This window comes from Acidobacteriota bacterium, assembly GCA_016716435.1.
Classification (GTDB): Bacteria; Acidobacteriota; Blastocatellia; order Pyrinomonadales; family Pyrinomonadaceae; genus OLB17.
The window spans coordinates 169,914-187,112 of sequence record JADJWI010000001.1 but is presented as its reverse complement, the minus strand read 5'-3'; the positions used below and the strand labels follow the sequence as shown (position 1 = coordinate 187,112).

At 51.7% G+C, this 17,199-nt stretch carries 11 protein-coding genes and 1 pseudogene; 6 read left to right on the top strand and 6 right to left on the bottom strand.

Annotation, left to right across the window (positions count from 1 at the left end):
* The first annotated feature begins 73 nt into the window (after positions 1 to 73).
* The gene (locus IPM21_00965) at positions 74 to 2,839 is read left to right on the top strand and encodes a PBP1A family penicillin-binding protein (protein ID MBK9162486.1); all 2,766 of its coding nucleotides are present in this window, start codon (positions 74 to 76) and stop codon (positions 2,837 to 2,839) included.
* Here IPM21_00965 and IPM21_00960 read toward each other — a convergent pair.
* Positions 2,825 to 4,990 carry a PD40 domain-containing protein gene (locus IPM21_00960; protein ID MBK9162485.1) on the bottom strand — a complete coding sequence of 722 codons (2,166 nt, stop codon included), beginning with the start codon at positions 4,988 to 4,990 and terminating at the stop codon, positions 2,825 to 2,827. The two genes, IPM21_00965 and IPM21_00960, sit on opposite strands and share 15 nt — an antisense overlap.
* A gap of 193 nt (positions 4,991 to 5,183) precedes the next feature.
* Between IPM21_00960 and IPM21_00955 the strand changes: the two genes are divergently transcribed.
* The 4 genes from IPM21_00955 (at position 5,184) to IPM21_00940 (ending at position 9,893) form a co-directional block, all read left to right on the top strand.
* Positions 5,184 to 6,437 (top strand): hypothetical protein, encoded by a 1,254-nt coding sequence (locus IPM21_00955; protein MBK9162484.1) that lies wholly within the window; start codon positions 5,184 to 5,186, stop codon positions 6,435 to 6,437.
* The gene (locus IPM21_00950; protein ID MBK9162483.1) at positions 6,362 to 8,545 is read left to right on the top strand and encodes a tail fiber domain-containing protein; all 2,184 of its coding nucleotides are present in this window, start codon (positions 6,362 to 6,364) and stop codon (positions 8,543 to 8,545) included. The genes IPM21_00955 and IPM21_00950 overlap by 76 nt, the downstream gene beginning before the upstream one ends.
* Positions 8,546 to 8,866: 321 nt before the next feature.
* Positions 8,867 to 9,241, top strand: coding sequence for a hypothetical protein (locus IPM21_00945; protein MBK9162482.1), 375 nt, complete (start codon positions 8,867 to 8,869; stop codon positions 9,239 to 9,241).
* 154 nt (positions 9,242 to 9,395) lie between these two features.
* Entirely contained in the window at positions 9,396 to 9,893 is a 498-nt protein-coding gene (locus IPM21_00940; GenBank protein MBK9162481.1) for a hypothetical protein, read from the top strand.
* A gap of 253 nt (positions 9,894 to 10,146) precedes the next feature.
* On the opposite strand, the gene IPM21_00935 is transcribed toward IPM21_00940, so the two are convergent.
* The 4 genes and pseudogenes from IPM21_00935 to IPM21_00920 all read right to left on the bottom strand — a co-directional run bounded on the left by IPM21_00935 (position 10,147) and on the right by IPM21_00920 (position 13,034).
* Positions 10,147 to 10,371, bottom strand: a complete 225-nt coding sequence (locus tag IPM21_00935; GenBank protein ID MBK9162480.1) for a prolyl oligopeptidase family serine peptidase — start codon at positions 10,369 to 10,371, stop codon at positions 10,147 to 10,149.
* 78 nt (positions 10,372 to 10,449) lie between these two features.
* A complete protein-coding gene (locus IPM21_00930) occupies positions 10,450 to 10,953 on the bottom strand; it encodes a carboxypeptidase regulatory-like domain-containing protein (GenBank protein MBK9162479.1) in 504 nt (167 codons plus the stop codon).
* A pseudogene (locus tag IPM21_00925) lies at positions 10,914 to 11,179 on the bottom strand (DUF255 domain-containing protein). The gene IPM21_00930 and the pseudogene IPM21_00925 overlap by 40 nt, the downstream one beginning before the upstream one ends.
* A gap of 73 nt (positions 11,180 to 11,252) precedes the next feature.
* The gene (locus IPM21_00920; protein MBK9162478.1) at positions 11,253 to 13,034 is read right to left on the bottom strand and encodes a carboxypeptidase regulatory-like domain-containing protein; all 1,782 of its coding nucleotides are present in this window, start codon (positions 13,032 to 13,034) and stop codon (positions 11,253 to 11,255) included.
* 58 nt (positions 13,035 to 13,092) lie between these two features.
* Here IPM21_00920 and IPM21_00915 point away from each other — a divergent pair, with 58 nt between their 5' ends.
* Positions 13,093 to 13,779, top strand: a complete 687-nt coding sequence (locus tag IPM21_00915; GenBank protein ID MBK9162477.1) for a hypothetical protein — start codon at positions 13,093 to 13,095, stop codon at positions 13,777 to 13,779.
* Positions 13,780 to 15,067: 1,288 nt separating this feature from the next.
* Here the strand turns inward: IPM21_00915 and IPM21_00910 are convergent.
* Positions 15,068 to 17,185: a S9 family peptidase gene (locus tag IPM21_00910; GenBank protein ID MBK9162476.1), complete on the bottom strand. Its 2,118-nt coding sequence runs from the start codon at positions 17,183 to 17,185 to the stop codon at positions 15,068 to 15,070.
* Positions 17,186 to 17,199: the final 14 nt, after the last annotated feature.

The window sequence follows — 17,199 nt, the reverse complement described above, 5'->3', positions numbered from 1 at the left end:
AAAGCCCTAGCAAAAGAACCTTCCGCCTTACCCAATGCCTTCACGAACAAAATCCACCGGAACACGGTCAAAAATGCCCCCTAGAGGATGGGTAAAAAAGCGCCGCGGTGATGCGATTACATTTCGTGCTGACCCGTTTCCATGGTACCGACGATTTCTTGGCAAGGTCTTCAATAGATGGACGTTCGCGATAACCGGCTTTCTCGTCGTCGCCGGGTTCCTGACCTTCACTTATTTCTGGTTTGAGTACTCGGACAGGATCGACAGGCGGCTTCTGAGCGGCGAAGTGTTCACATCTACGGCCGGAATTTATTCCTCGCCGAAGAACCTTAGAAAAGGGGAAGCAATGTCCTCGCTCGACCTCGTCGAGTATCTCAAAACCGCCGGCTATATTGAAAAGAACAACAAGGCGGATGCCGACCGAAGCCGCTATTCATTTGACGGAAACGAAATGCTGATCGAGCCCGGCGAAACCGCGGTAATCGACGGCAAGCGAAACTTTCCGAACCTGCGAGTTCGTTTTTCAAAAGACAACAAGAGCGTCGATTCCATTCTCGACCTTGATGCGGGAACCGAGGCGGCACAAGCTTTTCTTGAGCCAAAGATGCTTAGCACGATCGCGGGCGAAGGCGACGGCCGACGCCGGACGGTCAAGTTCGCGGATCTGCCGCCGCACCTGATAAAGGCCATAACGGTCACAGAGGACAGGGCGTTCTTTGACCATTACGGCGTCAATTTCCGCGGCATTCTTCGGGCTCTCTGGCAAAGGTACGATGGCGAAGACGATTCGCCGATCGCCAATCAAGGCGGTTCGTCGATCACACAGCAGTTGGTAAAGAACCTTTTTCTGACAAACGAACAGACGCTCGAGCGGAAGGCGAAAGAGGCGTTCATGTCCGTGATCCTCGAAACGCGGCTGACGAAGGAAGAGATCTTCACGCTCTACGCAAATCAGATCTATTTGGGGCAGCAGCTTGGCGTTTCGATCTACGGCGTCGGCGAGGCCTCGAACGCTTATTTCGGCAAGGACATAGCTCAACTAACGCTGCCCGAGGCGGCTTTTCTCGCAGGAATTCTGCGAAGCCCGAACCGCTATAGCCCATATAAGAACCCTGAGCGTGCAGAGGAGCGGAGAAATCAGGTCCTGATCTCGATGCTAGAGGCCGGCGAGATATCGCCGCAGCAGTTCGAGCAGGCCCGGCAGGTCAAACTTGAACTCAGGGAGATAACCAGCCGTCGTGACCTTCAGGGCATGCCGTATTTCTCGCAGTACGTGATCGACACATTGCCGAGCCTTGTTAGCGACCCGGAGGCTCTTCAGCATTTGCGAGTTTACACATCGATCGACCCTGATCTACAAAAGATCGCTTACGAGATCGTTAACCGACGAATCGACCGGCTCGAGAAGTTTTATAAGAAAAAGGAGCCGGGAAATCTCAACGCGGCGTTAGTCTCGATCAGGCCGAAGACGGGCGAGATCGTTGCGATGGTCGGCGGAAGGGATTTCCTGAAGAATCAATTTAACCGGGCGACGAGTGCGATGCGTCAGCCAGGGTCCGTGTTTAAGCCCTTTGTTTATGCTGCGGCGATCAATTCGGCATACGAGCCGGCCACTCGGGTCTTTACCGCGGCAAGTGTGCTCAAAGACGAGAAGAAGATATTCACATTCAACCAAGATACATACTCGCCGAACAACTATGGCGATTATTTCTCGAATCAGGAAATCACTCTCCGCGATTCCATGGTGAAGAGCAAGAACACGATCACTGTTGACCTCGCGATGCAGGTTAACGTCGGCCGCGTGATGAATCTCGCGGCTAGGGCCGGGCTTCCGAAGGTCGAGCGAGCTTACCCTTCAATGGCTCTTGGGACTGCCGAGGCGACGCCAATGCAGGTCGCAACCGGCTACACGGCTTTCGCGAATCTCGGCGATCGCGTCCTGCCGATGCCGATTACAAAGATCACCCGCGGTGACGGTTCAACGCGGACACAGCCGACGGTAGATAAGCAAAGTGTGATGCGTCCGGATGTCGCTTACATAATGAACGACATAATGAAGGACGTGATCAGCCGCGGTACAGCGGCAGAGTTGAATGGCTGGGGATTTCGTAATCAGGCCGGCAAAGCCGCGTATGCGGGCAAGACCGGCACATCACGCGACGGTTGGTTCGCGGGCTATACGCCCGAGCTCGTAACGGTCGTTTATGTCGGCTTCGACAACAACGACGACCTCGGGATGAAAGGCTCTGATTCGGCGATGCCGATCTGGGCGGAGTTCATGAAAGCTGCGCTTGAGCGGCACCCGGAATGGAACGGTGACTGGGCGATGCCCGCGGGAATCCGCAAGGCGGAGATCGACATCCGAAACGGTTCGCTCGTCAGGGAACTCGACGGAGTCGAATTGGTGGATGCGGAACCGACGCCGACAGCCTCGCCAACACCCGGCGATCCGGTGCTTGAAGACCCGGCATGGGCGGTCGAGGAAGTGCCGGAAAAGAAAGAGGTGTTTGTTACCGACGTGCCGGCCGAGTTTCGGAGGGTCGAGCTTTTCATTGCCGGGACGATACCCGCTCGAAAACTGATCGAAGTGGATACCGGCATGGACCTCGATGCGGAGCCCTCGCCAACCCCGCTCAGCGGAACCTGGCAGGAAAAGATCGAAGGCGAAGAGCCACCCGAAAGGAACCAACCGCCCGTCCCAAGAGAAAGGGCGTTGGGCACATCGCTCGTCGTCTGTCCGCTGACCGGCATGCGGGCTTCCTCGAAGTGCCCGACAAGGGAAGTGCGGGCCTTCCCAGAGGGCTCCGAGCCAAAAGATTTCTGCTCATTTCACCGCTAGTAGACCGCGGGCAAGAACTGCATCGTGCTTCCAACTGCCCTGAATCACACCGAACGATTTTCCGTCGGGTGCGAAGCCAAAGCTGAACGCCTCGCCGATCTCATCTGTTCCGAGGTCGTGCGTCAGTACTGCCGCACCCCCTGCGACCGACTGTCGCCAAATGGTGGAACGTCCGGTCGCGGGATCCGCCAAAATGTACGAAAAGTGCTTTCCATCAGCATGCCATTCGACGTCTACTAATCGGCTGGAGCCGGATGGCAGCTCGAACGCGCCGACCAGGGCCATGTTGTCGATCGAGACAACGTTCAAAGACCTGGCGGTCGCGCTGAGTTCAGGAAAAGCAACAAATTTTCCGTCGCGTGAGAACTCAAAGAGTGACCGCCGCTCTTCTATAACGGCTTCCTCGGTTCCGCCGTCGATCGCGGCCCGCCAAAGCGAGCGGTTTCGTCCTGAGTGAAAATAGACCCAGCGGCCATCAGGGGTTGCAAATATTGGGTATCCGCCTTCGTTCTTTGTTATACGGGTCAGTCCGCTGCCATCGGTATTCATGCTCCAGATATGAGCCGCTCCAGAACGATTTGACGAAAAAAAGACCTTGCGGCCATCGCCCGAAACGAGCGGAAACAGATCGTCGGATTTTTCGTTGGTCAATTGTCGTAACGACGTGCCGTCAAGGTTCATCACCCAGATTTCGTCATTTCCGCTCGAGCGCGAGGAAAAGAACACTCTGCCATCGGCGGCGATCGACATCGAATTCGCGTCTGCCAAAACACGGGCACCGGCGACGTCGCCATCCTGAAAAAACCTGATCTGGAAATCGCGCCGGATCCTACTTGCGACAACGGCGGTCGCCGCCCGATCTATGCTGACCGATGACACGTTCTCAGTTTCGTTTGTCATGGGCCGGACCGAGCCCGTCGCATAGCTCACCTGCCAGATGCGATAATGAATGTTAGGGATTTGGGAGGCAGAGATCAGTAGTCCGCTGCGATCGGGAAGCCAGGTCAATTTTCTGATGTTGAAGAACTTTTCGTGAGTGATTTCTCGTTCGGCGCCGGAGTTGATGTCAATCTCACGCAGACTGAATTCGTTTGAAGAGTTAGTGGATCTTCCGACGGCGAAAGCAATGGATTGTCCATCGGGCGATATAGCATTGTCGCTGATCCGTAACGGACGCGGCTTCGTCACAACTCGACGTTGATCGTTGCCGTCAACCCCTGCGATCCAAACCGCACAATAGTCATCCTCGAAGTACGAACACCTGACGAACGAGATCTTGTCGCCCAATGGCGATAGGCTGATCCAGCCCTGTGCCTGCTCAATGATCTTCGTGGGAATACCGCCGAAAACGGATACACGATAGATATCCGTCTGTTGGCCATCAGCCAATGGGAATCGGGTGAAGTATATTTGATTCCCATCGGGCGAGATCGCCAGTCCGGCATACTTCTGGACCGATGGCGGAACGATCTCGACGTTGTTGTCGGTTTCTAACTGCCGCATCCAGATGCTCTCCTTCCCGCCGTACGCGTTGACGTAGATCATATTCTCGCCATCAGGAGACAAAAGTGCGTGCCTCGTCGTACCGTTAGTTGACAAAGTAGTCCATTCTAATCGAGTGTTCAGCTGAAATGTTTCACCGGCAGTGAAACTCCCGCTTCCAAACCAGAACCCGACCAGAGATGCCAAGAAGACAAACCCTAGAAACGTCCGAGTACTCGAGCTTAAAAATGAGGCTTTCTGATTTTGGCCATAGGCTGGCTCATTTGCTTGGCGTGTAATGGGCGTCGGAGCATTCTCGAAATGCGGACCTGCCGGATCTGGCTCTAGCCGCTTAACGTCCGCAATAAAGCGATACCCCCGCCGTGGGAGTGTCTCGATAAATCGCGGTTCGCGGGCATCATCGTCTAGCGCAACACGGATCAGGCGGATCGTAAATGCCACGTTGCCATCTTCGACAAAGCTATCGCCCCAGACCACTTCCATTATCCGGCTCTTTTCGACCGTTGTTCCCGAATTTTCGACCAGGATCTCGAGGAGTTGATAGGCTTTCGGCGTGATCGGAAGCGGCTTGCCTCCCCGTAGCAACAGCCGCTCGACGGTGTCAAGATAAAACTCCCCAAACTGAAACCCCTTTGTTATGTTAGACATACGATCTTCAAAGGGTTTTCTAATAGTACTCTAAGCAAGTTCACAGGACTTCTCGGTTTGATTGCCCGTATATTTGATTCACATTCAGAGAATGGATGGATTGTAGCACAAGATACGCTCGGGCCATCCACTATTTTTATGAGCCGAAGGACGCACGCTGGCGGTTTGTCACTTCAGCAGGAAGGGAGATCAAATGAAAGCTATCGTTGCAAATGTAATTTTTCTTATCTTGGTTTCAACAGCCGGCTCGGTTGTCGCTCAATTTCCGATCAAGATGCCGAAGATCCCCAAGGTCGAGAAGCCTAAAGCCGATCAGCCAAAAACTGAGAGCCGAGGAAAGGAAAACGACCAAGCCGCTCCAGTTGAGCAATCTGAGACTTCTACTTACTCAACCCCAAGCGGGAAGCAGCCCTATGGCTTCATCAGGACCACCGCAAACGTTCTCTTTGTTCGCGATTCGGTCTACATTCAGGCTGAGACCGGAAAGGAATACTGGAAGTCACCGGGAAAAGGTATAAGCAGTTGGGTTCCAAAGGTCCAGTTCACCGTTTTCTATGACTATAAGGCGGAGCTGCCCTACGTCGCCGAATACACTAATCCAGACGGCTCAGTGTGGTTCAGCGAACCCCTTGAGCTCGGCAATCGTGCCGCGGACCTAACAGTCATGGTAAAGAGCAATCGTGACGTCACTACCCAGATGGTCAAAACGAAGTCGACCATTGCGACCGGGATATATGGTATCAAGATCACCAATAGCGCTTCGGGCGAGATCGCATTTCAAGGGAAATTCAAGGTTGGCAAATTTCCGATCGAATTTAGCCGCGAGACACGGAACGAATATTATGTCGATCATGATTGGTTAATGCCCATCGGATACGTGTCCTTTCATTTCAGCAATTTCATCGGAGAGGATCTTGGAGTCAATTTTCCTATCCAGGTGGGCATGTGGTTCAAGAAATCACTGGGCTCAACAGATCACGGGCTCGAAGGCCGTTTGTTCTATCAAGGCCAGCAGCTGGCGACGACGAAACCTAACGAACGCGAAGACCGTGCAAGCGCATTTGCCGTGAATTCGCCGGACCTCCATCACTGGCGGCTCTGGGAATTCCAGTGGAGTAGTAAAAGCGACCGGGAAATACATGTTGACAATGGCGGGGAATACCATCGCGATAATATGCCCAAGGCCTTTTTCATCGATAAAAACCCGGGCGAATACACCGTAAAGGCGTATCACAATGGCACCCAGGTCCGCGAGGCAAAATTCACGGTCGGTGCTGACGGCAAGATCGTCGACGGCGGCTATCAGAAGCCAGGTTACCTCACCTATCACAAGGTACTCATTCCGGTCACGATAATCGGCACTTCTGAAAAATGGAACGCTACGGCGTGGAAAACCGAGGCATTCTACGGAAATCCGATGAAGGGATTTCTGGCTACGGAGAACTGAAGATGAAAAAAGGCGACCATAGAACGTTTCTGGGTACGTTTGCTGCTCTATTGTTGGCTACCATCGGCATAGTTGCACAGACAAACGAAATTACCTATCAAGGCAAACTTACTGTAACCGGAGAGCAGTCAGCGACTTACGATTTCGTTTTCAATCTCTGCAATACTTCGGATTGTGAGAGTGTTCTAGATACAATTTCGCGTGCTGGCGTGGATGTAACGGGCGGCGTTTTCACAGTCAAACTGAATTTTGCTTCGGACGAGTTTAACGGGCCCGATCGATTTCTGGAGGTGCGGATAAAGCGCCCGAATGAAGCCTCTTACACCACGCTTCTTCCTCGTGAGAGGTTGACTTCTTCTCCGTATTCGTTCCAATCGGCTCGTTCGGTCAACTCGCTCAACCTTGGGGGGGTCGCTGCAAGTCAATTTGTCTTGACCAGTGACCCGCGGTTGAACGCGAGCAACTATGTTCAAAATTCAGCCTCAGCTCAGCCTGGCGTCACCTTCAATATCGGCGGGGCCGGCTCGGCGAATATTTTCAATGCGACAACGCAATTTGAAATCGGAGGCCAGCGTATTTTGAGTAATGCTGGATTTAGAAATTTGTTTGTGGGAATCAATGCAGGAACAGTAAATTCAGGGATCGACAACGCTTTTTTCGGCATCAATGCGGGTGCTAGTAATCTAGCAGCCAGCCGAAACTCATTCTTCGGAAGCGGAGCCGGCCTAGCGAATATCGGTGGATCTAATTCTTTCTTTGGTGCCGCCGCGGGGGTTGACAATACGACCGGTGAGGCAAACTCATTCTTCGGAAACAATTCAGGCTTACGGAACACAAGCGGCAGCAGAAACTCATTCTTCGGAGAAGGAACAGGTTTCAATAATACGATTGGATCCGACAATTCCTTTTTTGGCCGGGTGTCCGGCGTCAACAATACGACCGGCAACAATAATACTTTCCTTGGATCTCGGTCAGGGCTTTCAAATTCGACCGGTTTCGAAAATACTTTTGTCGGACAAGGCGCGGGGGAAAACAATTCGACAGCATCGAGGAATTCCTTTTTAGGGGCTCGTGCGGGTTTCTCCAACAACTCAGGAGCCCGCAATACGTTTGTCGGAAACACGGCCGGATGGGCAAACACATCTGGCAGCGATAATGCCTTTTTCGGCTATGAGGCCGGACTCGGCAATACGAACGCGGGCTCTAACGCATTTTTCGGAACCTATGCCGGCAGGGCCAATACTGCAGAAGGTAACTCATTTTTCGGCTCCGCTGCTGGAATTTCAAATGTGACGGGACTTGGTAATTCGTTTTTTGGCCGATCGGCAGGTTATCAGAATACCGGGTCATCAAACACCTTTATTGGAAGCTTTACAGGGGCTAACAATACCGTCGGCAATAACAACGTCTTTATCGGCTCCGGTGCAGGAAACCCGAACACATCGACGCAGGTCAGCAACTCGATCGCTATTGGTACTGGTGTGACGGTTTCGACCAACAATACGATCGTTCTTGGCACAACGGCTCAATCGACACAAGTATTTGGAGCATTGAGAGCAGGCATTTTCAATGGCTTGGCGAGCGTTCCGGCCCTCGATGTCGTAAATAGTGCTGCGGGGGGAGGCGTGGTTGCGCCCAATCTTTACATCCGAACTTTTGCCCAGGGTTCTTCCGGAATTCACCTCTGTTGGAAGGCGGCGACCGACGGAATAACGGCAAATGTGATCACAAACTGCAGTTCGCCGTTTTCCGAGGGAACACAAAAACAAAACATTGAGCCATTCACTCACGGTCTAAGTATTATCAAGCGTCTGAAACCGGTCGCTTTCAAATGGAAAGACAACGGCTCGTCTGACGTGGGATTGAACGCTGAAGATGTCGCGGAAATCGCTCCAGACTTGGTTACGCTCAACGATAAAGGCAAGGTCGTGGAAGTAAAGGAACACAGCTTGAACATTCTCTTTATCAACGCCTTCAAACAACAGCAAGCGCAGATCGAGGAGCTCGCGCAACAAAACAAGGATCTTCAGCGGCAACTTGAGGCTCTCAAGAAGCTCATTTGCTCGGAGAAATCGCTTGACGCGATATGCCGGAAGGAGCCGAAATGAGAGCAAGAGAAGCGATAGTAGTAGGTTCACTACGATCGATTTCCGCTGAAGCTCAAATACCCAGGATCGGAAAGTACGTTGTGCCGCCGAGTGAATTCTCCGCCGGCTGATGCTGTCGGCTCAATTATCGCCGAAATGGGGCGCATTTTCCGCCAGGTGGTAGCGAATAGGCAGCCCGAAATACATATTTATGGCGACAACAAGCGAATCTACGATGATGACCCAGTTCCGTGATTTGTTTACGTCAGCATTCGCGATTTGACCGGTTCTCGCCAGAATGATTCAGAAAAAATTGGAAACTCATGATATTGGGAGAATGCAATGAGAGATCACACGGTAGAAATCGTTGACAAGGCGGGAGTTACATTGAGGCTGCGGGTTTCGACGCCTAGTGCCGGAACCCGATTGTGGGGGGGAATTACGGGAACCTCGACCAACCCCCAGGGCCACTGGAGAACACTTGATAAAGGCATTATCAGGTTCAGTCACGGTCCGACAGAAGGAACGCCGACATATAACAGCGAAGACCTTACCACTAGGGATATTCGTTTGGTCGGACCAACCGGCGGTTGGGGAATAGAAATTTACGAATATGAAGATTGGACCGGTGTAAACCCCGTAGGGACGGGGAGTGTGCGGCAGCCTTGGGTGTTAGCACTCGCGGCAGGCAAGTTTTCATGGGCGATCATCGATTAACGAGAATCGGGATTCACTCACGATGCAGAGTTTTGTCCGGCTGAGCCGTGTCAGACTCATGGTGGCTGGCTAAGACGATTTTCCAAAGCGCAAATGGGCGAGTCGACCAAATGTGGTGCATAGGGCGGCCAAAGTGTCCTCGATAAAAATGCAAATGGCAAAATTGCTTCCAAATTTTGAGTACATGGTGATGTTTTATCCGGGCGATGGGAAGACGGCGGCGGATGTAAAGCAGGAGATCGGCGGCGATGTGAACAAGCCCGAGATCGATGACACCTGCATCGTTCGCATCAGCAAGCCGCTAAATATCGCGGGACATTTAATCCCACCTTGGACGGAGAAATTTCGCACGCGGCAGGGCAAAGACAAGAGATGGTATGGCCTTAGGGTGAAGGAATTTTGGCCATATATGATAACGGTTTATGGCAAGCCGGTTGTACATGCTCAAGGCTTTATAGACAAGAGTCTTTTCCGCAAGAGCCGAGGCATAATCGGCTTCAAAGTCCCGTTTGCTGACGGAAGCGCGAGCGGCCACTTCACACTTTGGAATGGCAAGAATCTTCTCTACGGTGAAAAAGATCACGATTACTTCAGCATCTCCACCGAAGCCGCCCTCTGGAGCGCGCCGACTGTTCTACCGTTCTTCGATTGAAAAGAAAACCACTGAAAGATTTCTGGGAGACGTGAGTCAGAAAAGTGGGAGCAGGTACGTGGCGAGTATCAACGAGGTAAAGCGCGCACACTGAATAATCGAGGCAAATTAATGTAATGCCGGTTGTGCGAATGCTGATCGACTTTAGGAGTTGGATAGAGCTAGGGCTTAGCCAGTTCATCGAAAAAAGCCCGGGGTTTTGACGCCCGGGCTGATTGATAAGGAATATGTGGACGAGGAAGTCCGCAAATGACTAATTCATCTTCATGCCGAGACTCTTGACGAGGAATCCGAAGATGTCGGTCTGTTCCTCGATCTGTTTTGAGATCGGTTTGCCGGCACCGTGGCCGGCTTTGGTCTCGATGCGGATCAGGATCGGAGTTTCTCCCGCCTGCGCCGCCGACAGTAGTTTCGCCAGGGATTCCGAGAAAAACGAGGGAAAGCAAGGTTCCGGTTCACGCTCGCAGAACCCCCTCATCGGGATATGCCGCCGCCGATCAGAAATCGCCACCACGCCGAATCCTTCGAATTGGCTCAATATTCCAAAGTGCAAGGTCTAACGTTCGCTGCAAACAAAACTTGCGTCGTTGACCTCGTCAAACAACGCAATGACGCGTGTGGATTGATCAAACAAACATCGTCGTGAGTTGACCCACAACACGAATGTTTCACCAACCGGTAAACGATCGAAGCGAAAGTTTCCGAAGCTGCCGGTTCGGGTAGTCATCGGCTGAGCCAAATTTCCGCCGGACAAGCTAACAAGGACACCTGGCATTCCGGTGCCGGTTGTGGTTTTGACCCACCCGCTTACCGACGATTCGGCTGCGGTCGGTGCAAGCGCGATTTGCAAAGTCACGGTATTGTCGTACGGACGTCCGACCACCAGTTGGTTGTTGGCGGTGTCGAAGGAGAAGTTCATCGATGTTCCGCCGTTGGCGGTTGTGCCGATGACGCTGTTGACGGCCGAAATGACGCCAAACCCACCGGAGGCGCCGCTTAATAAGGAGATTGCTCCGGCGTTTACCACCGCACCGTTGTCGAACGCGCGACTCTTGACCACATAATTGCCCCGATTCCTTGATTTTCAAAAGACTCGTGTTCCATTACGTAGCACCAATGACACGCCGAATTAACCGATGCTGATGAACGGGTTTATCTTCTTCTTTCGCCTTTTCAAACTCCTCAGAACCCCACGGATACCAGTTTGCGGGATTGTGTGCGTGTTGAAGCAAATACGGACTTGTTTCGTGGATAAGTGCGTTGGTGCGTTTTTTCGGGCTTTGCATTTGAATATTTTTTCACGTTGCCGTGTAAATAATCAAAAGACAAAGCCCGAAATTATTGGGAACGTGGTTTTAATTACATCTGAGGCGTTAGATCAAAACCCTCGATGTCTTCAGAGACAAATATCACCTGCGGAGTAAAAACAAGATATTTGTGCCGAATATTTATGATGAAGGTTGCGTTAATTTCCAAGTCCTCAAAAACAAAGTTTCCAGATTCATCGGTTTGAATAGTTAAACTGTCCTTGAAACTTCCGCCTGAAATTTCAACTCGCGTATTTGCCAATACATTGCCTTTACCGTCTTTTAAACTTCCGTTGATTTTAGCCTTTTTGCCCGTTGCTGATTGATTTAACGCAATGAAATCAACATTTGTAACATTTTCAAGAACTGAAACAACCTGTGTCGGATTTGCAAATTCATAGCTTTTTGAAGCGACCGAGACAATATAATTTTGTCCAACCTCGACATTATCGAAACGGTAATAGCCAAACGGATTTGTCATTGTCGTGCGAGTGTTTCCGTTTGAATCGGTCAAAGTAAGTCTTGCTCGCGGGATTCCGCGTCCCGTGTCGGTTAAAACCCGTCCGCCGACCGATACATTTGCCGCGGTCGGTGCAAGCGTTCCGAGTGTCCAGTCGGAAAAATTTGTGACTCCGTCCAAAGTAAAAACATTGGTCGTCGTGTTTTGTGTCGTAAAACCCTGGTTGGTCGTCATTCCGCCGTTTCGCCGCAAGAATGAAAATCCGGTTTCGTTTGCACCGCCGGGCAGATCAGTTTCGAGATATTGAAACGTCAGATTTGCCGTCGTGATTCCGCCCGCACCCGGTTCGAGTGTCCAATTTCGGGTGAGCGAATTTGTTGGCGACGCACCCGTCAGAGTTCCGTTATTTGCACGGACTGTAAATGTCGTTGTCGCACCGAAAGTTCCGGCAGTCGCATTGATCGTAGCGGGAGCGAAACCGTTTGCCGTGCCGACGAAGAACTGACGCGAACCGGCTGTTGCGTAAGTTCTCTGCAAACCGCCGATGATAAAGCCGTTCGTGTTAAAAATGTTTCGCGTTCCTGCGATGACGGTGTTTGTTCCGGTCGTGATCGTGCCTTCGGTCAGGGTGAAATTTTGCGTTCCGTTAGAGATGTCGAGATCGCTCAGAAGATTGACCGTTCCGCCGGTTTTATTGACCGTCCAGCTTCCCGTTGGAAGAATGCCGCCGTTGTTTGTGTAACTTTGAACATTCGCACCGCCGAAAGCCATTCTGCCGTCGCCGCCGTCAAAGGTCGAAGCAACTATCAAATTTCCGTTAGCTTGCGGAGTTCCGCCCGCCGCTCCGATTATTCTCCCGTTCGTCAGGGTAAATGTGCCGTTGACCTGCATCGTGTCGTTTGATCCGACAGCTAAACCCGCTGTATCCGAAGATTTATTGACCTCGACATTATTTAACGCTAAAACTCCGTCCGGGAGAACATTAAAGTTTGTATTTGAAGTCCCTGTAAAAATCACCGTTCCGCCGTTCGGTTGAAAAATTGCGTTGTTCACAGAAAAACCGTTCGCCATAAAGGTATTACCGCTTGAAGCCGTAAATGTTCCGCCGGAAACTGTAAAATTGTTTTGGAAATCGAGTGTCGAACCGCTTCCCGTAAAAACTCCGCCCGATTGAACAAACGCTGCTATCACCGAAACATTTCCGTTTCCGACGGTAAAACTTCCGCCCGTCTGAGTGAACGTTGAACCGAATGTCAGGGAACCGCTTCCGCCGTTGAAAGTTCCGCCGGATAATGTTAATGGTGCTGTTCCTGATCCGTTAAAATTGAAATCCGCCGCACCATTTGTTATCGAAGCGACATTTTGAATCTGCATTGTTCCTAAAGAGATTGTTCCCGTTCCGCTTGTATTAATTGTTGTATTCGGAGCGTTAATGGTTAATCTCGGCACCGCAGCCGAGGCGGGAATCGTAACGGTTCGCGTTGCATTTCCGTCAATCAGCAAAGTTCCGGCACCGCCGTCGAAAGTGCTGGCGATAGATATATTCCCCAGACCAACCAGACTGCCGCCGCTAAATCGCCCGTTCGTCAAAGTCAGATTGCCGTTCACTTGCAAAGTGTCGCCACTTGCCACCGATAGCCCCACATTATCCAAAGGTTTATTTATTTCCACATTATCAAGTGTGAATACGCCGTTCGGAACGACATTAAAACTACCGTTAGCCCCAGTATTAAAGACAACTGTCCCGCCGTTCGGCACAAAACTGCCGGTTCCGGTGATAGTAAGAGAATTGCCAAAAAATGAGCTCCCCGTCGGAGCCGTAAAAGTTCCACCTGAAACCGTAAAAGAGATGCTAAAGTCTAATGTTCCGCTACCGCCGTTGAAAGTTCCACCTGATAGTGTAAAGGATTGCGAAGTGGTCGAGCCGTTTCCGACAATAAAATTTCCATTGGAAATACTCATCGAAAAAGGGGCAAGGAAACTACCACCTCCGACATCGAAGACCCCGCCTGATTGTGTCAGAGAAAAAGTGGTAACAGAGTTAGTGCCGGAAATGCTGATCTGCCCGGCAGAGAGATTGATCGAATTAACAGTCACAGTTTCGTTTATTATCGGTTGATTGGGCACGGCACCGCTGTTGACAATCACATTATCTGCCGCAGTCGGAACTTGGTTTGCATCCCAATTCGACGGATTCGACCAGCTGCTTGAACTTGTGCCTGTCCAAGTTATTGTCGCCGCAAGTGCCGAATTTGCCGAGAATAACATTATGCCGAAGCAGATCGTATAGATAAGTTTGTTGATTTTATTTCTATTATTCATTGTTTTTTTAGCTCCCTATTCCGTCTATTGCGGTTGCTGATTTGAAAATTGCCTGTAATTTCAAATCAGGCTTGAATTATTTTTTGCCGTCCGTTTCGGCTTGCAAAACTCAACCCGTGATGTCTTCCGCGACAAAAATAGTTTGCGGTTGGAAGTTGTATTCCCTATGTCTGACCGCAATGACGTAGATTTCGCCTGCCCGAAGTCGTAACGATCGTATTTGCCGAAGTATCAATCGTCGCGGGAATCGTGTCGAAAACGCTGCCTACACCCGTGTAGGGTTTCAGTTCCAGAGTGTTTTCGGGTACGCCGGCGGGCAGATTGGTTTCGAGATAGTTGAATGTCAGGGTCGCCGCCAGCTTGTCGGAGAGCAATCATCTTCGAGGCCGGGTTTCCCTGCCGATCCGCAGGCCTTAAGTAAATCGTTGACATTAGATTTCCGTCATTGATGCCGAATTCCGTCCTGCTGTGACACGAACAGCGATACAATCCCCGATGTGCGGTATTAAATCGAAAACCGGCGAATAAGTCCTGAATTTTTTCTCTTTTTTTTCTCCATTGTTTCTCCTCGGATTGGATGGCTTTGGAAAAACCCCGAAGATCGGCCGTTCGGCGGGAGTTCAGACGCCGGCATTTCGAAAGCGGGGGGTTTCCGGCCTGCCGTTCGGGTGGAGAACCAAAAGGGTCAAAAAATGCCGAATGAATCTTTTGACCGGTGGAATCTCACTTTGCGGCAGGCTATTGGGAGAACTTGCCAAGCGCACCGATAAGCAGGGCGGGAGCGGAAAGAAATGGGTGGGCGGCAATCAATACCGGTCAAAGACCAGCTAAGAGTGATGACGGAGTCGATTCCATCAACAAACCCGCGGCCTAGGGGAATTTATCCGGCGACACGTGCGACCACCGGTTCTCAAACAAAACGGCGTGATCGAACGCCGCCCGAAGGCTCCTCAATCGCAGACGAATAGAGGGGTGCCAGCGGCGGCCGGTCATACGCAGTTTTCTAACCGGAGACCGATTTCCTACTTCAACCTGCAATTTTCAGGTAGAGACAGAATATCAAAATTCGCGATTACAAAATCCCTTCACTTTATCCCTAGATTTTTGAATAGGAAGCCGAAGATGTCCGTCTGTTCCTCGATCTGTTTTGAGATCGGTTTGCCGGCACCGTGGCCGGCTTTGGTCTCGATGCGGATGAGTATCGGGGCCTCGCCGCCCTGGCCTGCCTGCAACGCGGCTGCGTATTTGAAGCTATGTGCCGGGAAGACGCGGTCATCCGTGTCGGCGGTCGTAACGAGCGTCGCGGGATACTTGGCGCCCGCTTTGACGTTGTGAAGAGGGGAGTAACTGTAAAGAACCTTAAATTCATCGGGCTTTTTCGGGTCGCCGTAGTCGGACTTCCAGAACGCTCCGACTGTAAATTCGGTAAAGCGGACCATGTCCATCACACCGACCGCGGGAAGCGCCGCTCCGAATAGTTCAGGCCTCTGATTGAGCACCGCACCGACGAGCAAGCCGCCGTTCGAACCGCCCTGGATGGCAAGCTTCGGCGAGCTTGTGTATTTATTGTCGATGAGGAATTCCGCCGCGGCAATGAAGTCGTCAAACGTGTTCTGCTTTTTCAGAACTGCTCCGTTCGCCCACCATTCTTTGCCGTATTCGGCACCGCCGCGGATGTTCGCGAGGGCAAAGATGCCGCCCATTTCCATCCAAACTGCACGCGTGACCGAAAAGCCCGGCGTCTGATTGATGTTGAAACCGCCGTAGCCGTAAAGGATCGTCGGGTTGGTGCCGTCGAGTTTTAAGCCTTTCTTGTGAGCGATGAACATCGGGACGCGTGTGCCGTCCTTGCTGTTGAAAAAGACCTGCTTAACCTCGTACTGTGAACCGTCAAACTTCACCGGGGTCTTGCGGAACACAGTGCTCTTTCCCGCCTTCATGTCGTAATGATAGATCGTTGCCGGGGCGTTGAAGCTCGAGAAGCTGTAGAAGGTCTCGGTCGCGTCCTGTTTGCCGCCAAAGCCGCCCGCAGAGCCGATGCCGGGCAGTTCGACGTCGCGAACGTGTCTGCCGCTCTTGTCGTAGATCTTGATGTTCGTGTAGGCGTCCTTTAAGTAATTTGCGACAAACTGATTGTTGATCATCTGCACGCCATTCAGCGTGTACGCCGACTGCGGGATCACATCTTTCCAAACACGCTCACGAGCCAAGACGTTTACGCTGACCAGCTTGCCGCGTTCGGCATCCTTATCCGTACGAAAGTAAAATACAGGCCCATCGTTACCAACAAATCCCCAGCTATTCGTACGCTCGCTTATTAGCGGGATGATCGGCGAATCGGGCTTCGATAGGTCCTTGAAATGAACCTCGTTCATCCGCTGCGTTCCTTTCGAGGTCGAGATAACGTAAAACCTGCCGTCCTCAGTTACACCGCCGCCGGACGTCAGTTCGCCATCGTCGTTTCGTTCGTAGACTACTCTGTCTTCGGAGATCGGGGTGCCGAGTTTGTGAAAATAGATCTTCGGAAACCGGTTTGCGGCACGAAGTTCCGCACCCGATTCAGGTGCAGGATACCGTTGGTAATAAAAACCGGAATTATCCTTTGCCCACGAGACGCCGCCCTGCCGATTTGGCGGAAGCGTGTCGGCAAGGTGCTCACCCGTCTCCGTGTTCATTATCCGCCACTCGGTACGGTCTGAGCCTGAGCGAGAAACGCCGTAGGCCCATAGCTTGCCGTCGTCGGTAAACGATGAACCGCTAAGGGCGGCTGTTCCATCGGCCGAGAGCTTGTTGGGGTCGAAGAAAACTTTACCTTCATCTTTGATCGAGGAAGCCCGGTAAAGCACACTCTGATTCTGCAATCCGTCATTTCGCGAATAGATATAGAACCCGTCGGCAACTTTTGACGGGGCCGAGATCCGCTCGAAATTCCAGATCTCTGTTAAGCGTTCGCGGATGCGGGCTCGCTGCGGGATGGTCTCAAAGTATGAGTTGGTAAGCTTGTTTTGTGCTTCGATCCAGCTTTGGGTTTCGGCAGAGCCGGTGTCTTCCATCCAGCGATACGGGTCAGCGACTTTTGTACCGTGGAAGTCATCGACCTGATCAGCCTTACGGGCCTTCGGGTATTCGAAATTCTTCTGGGCCGGAATAGTGAGGACAAGAACCGAAAGAAGGGTTACAAAGGAAAGTGCTTTTCTGAACATTTTGAACGTTCGAA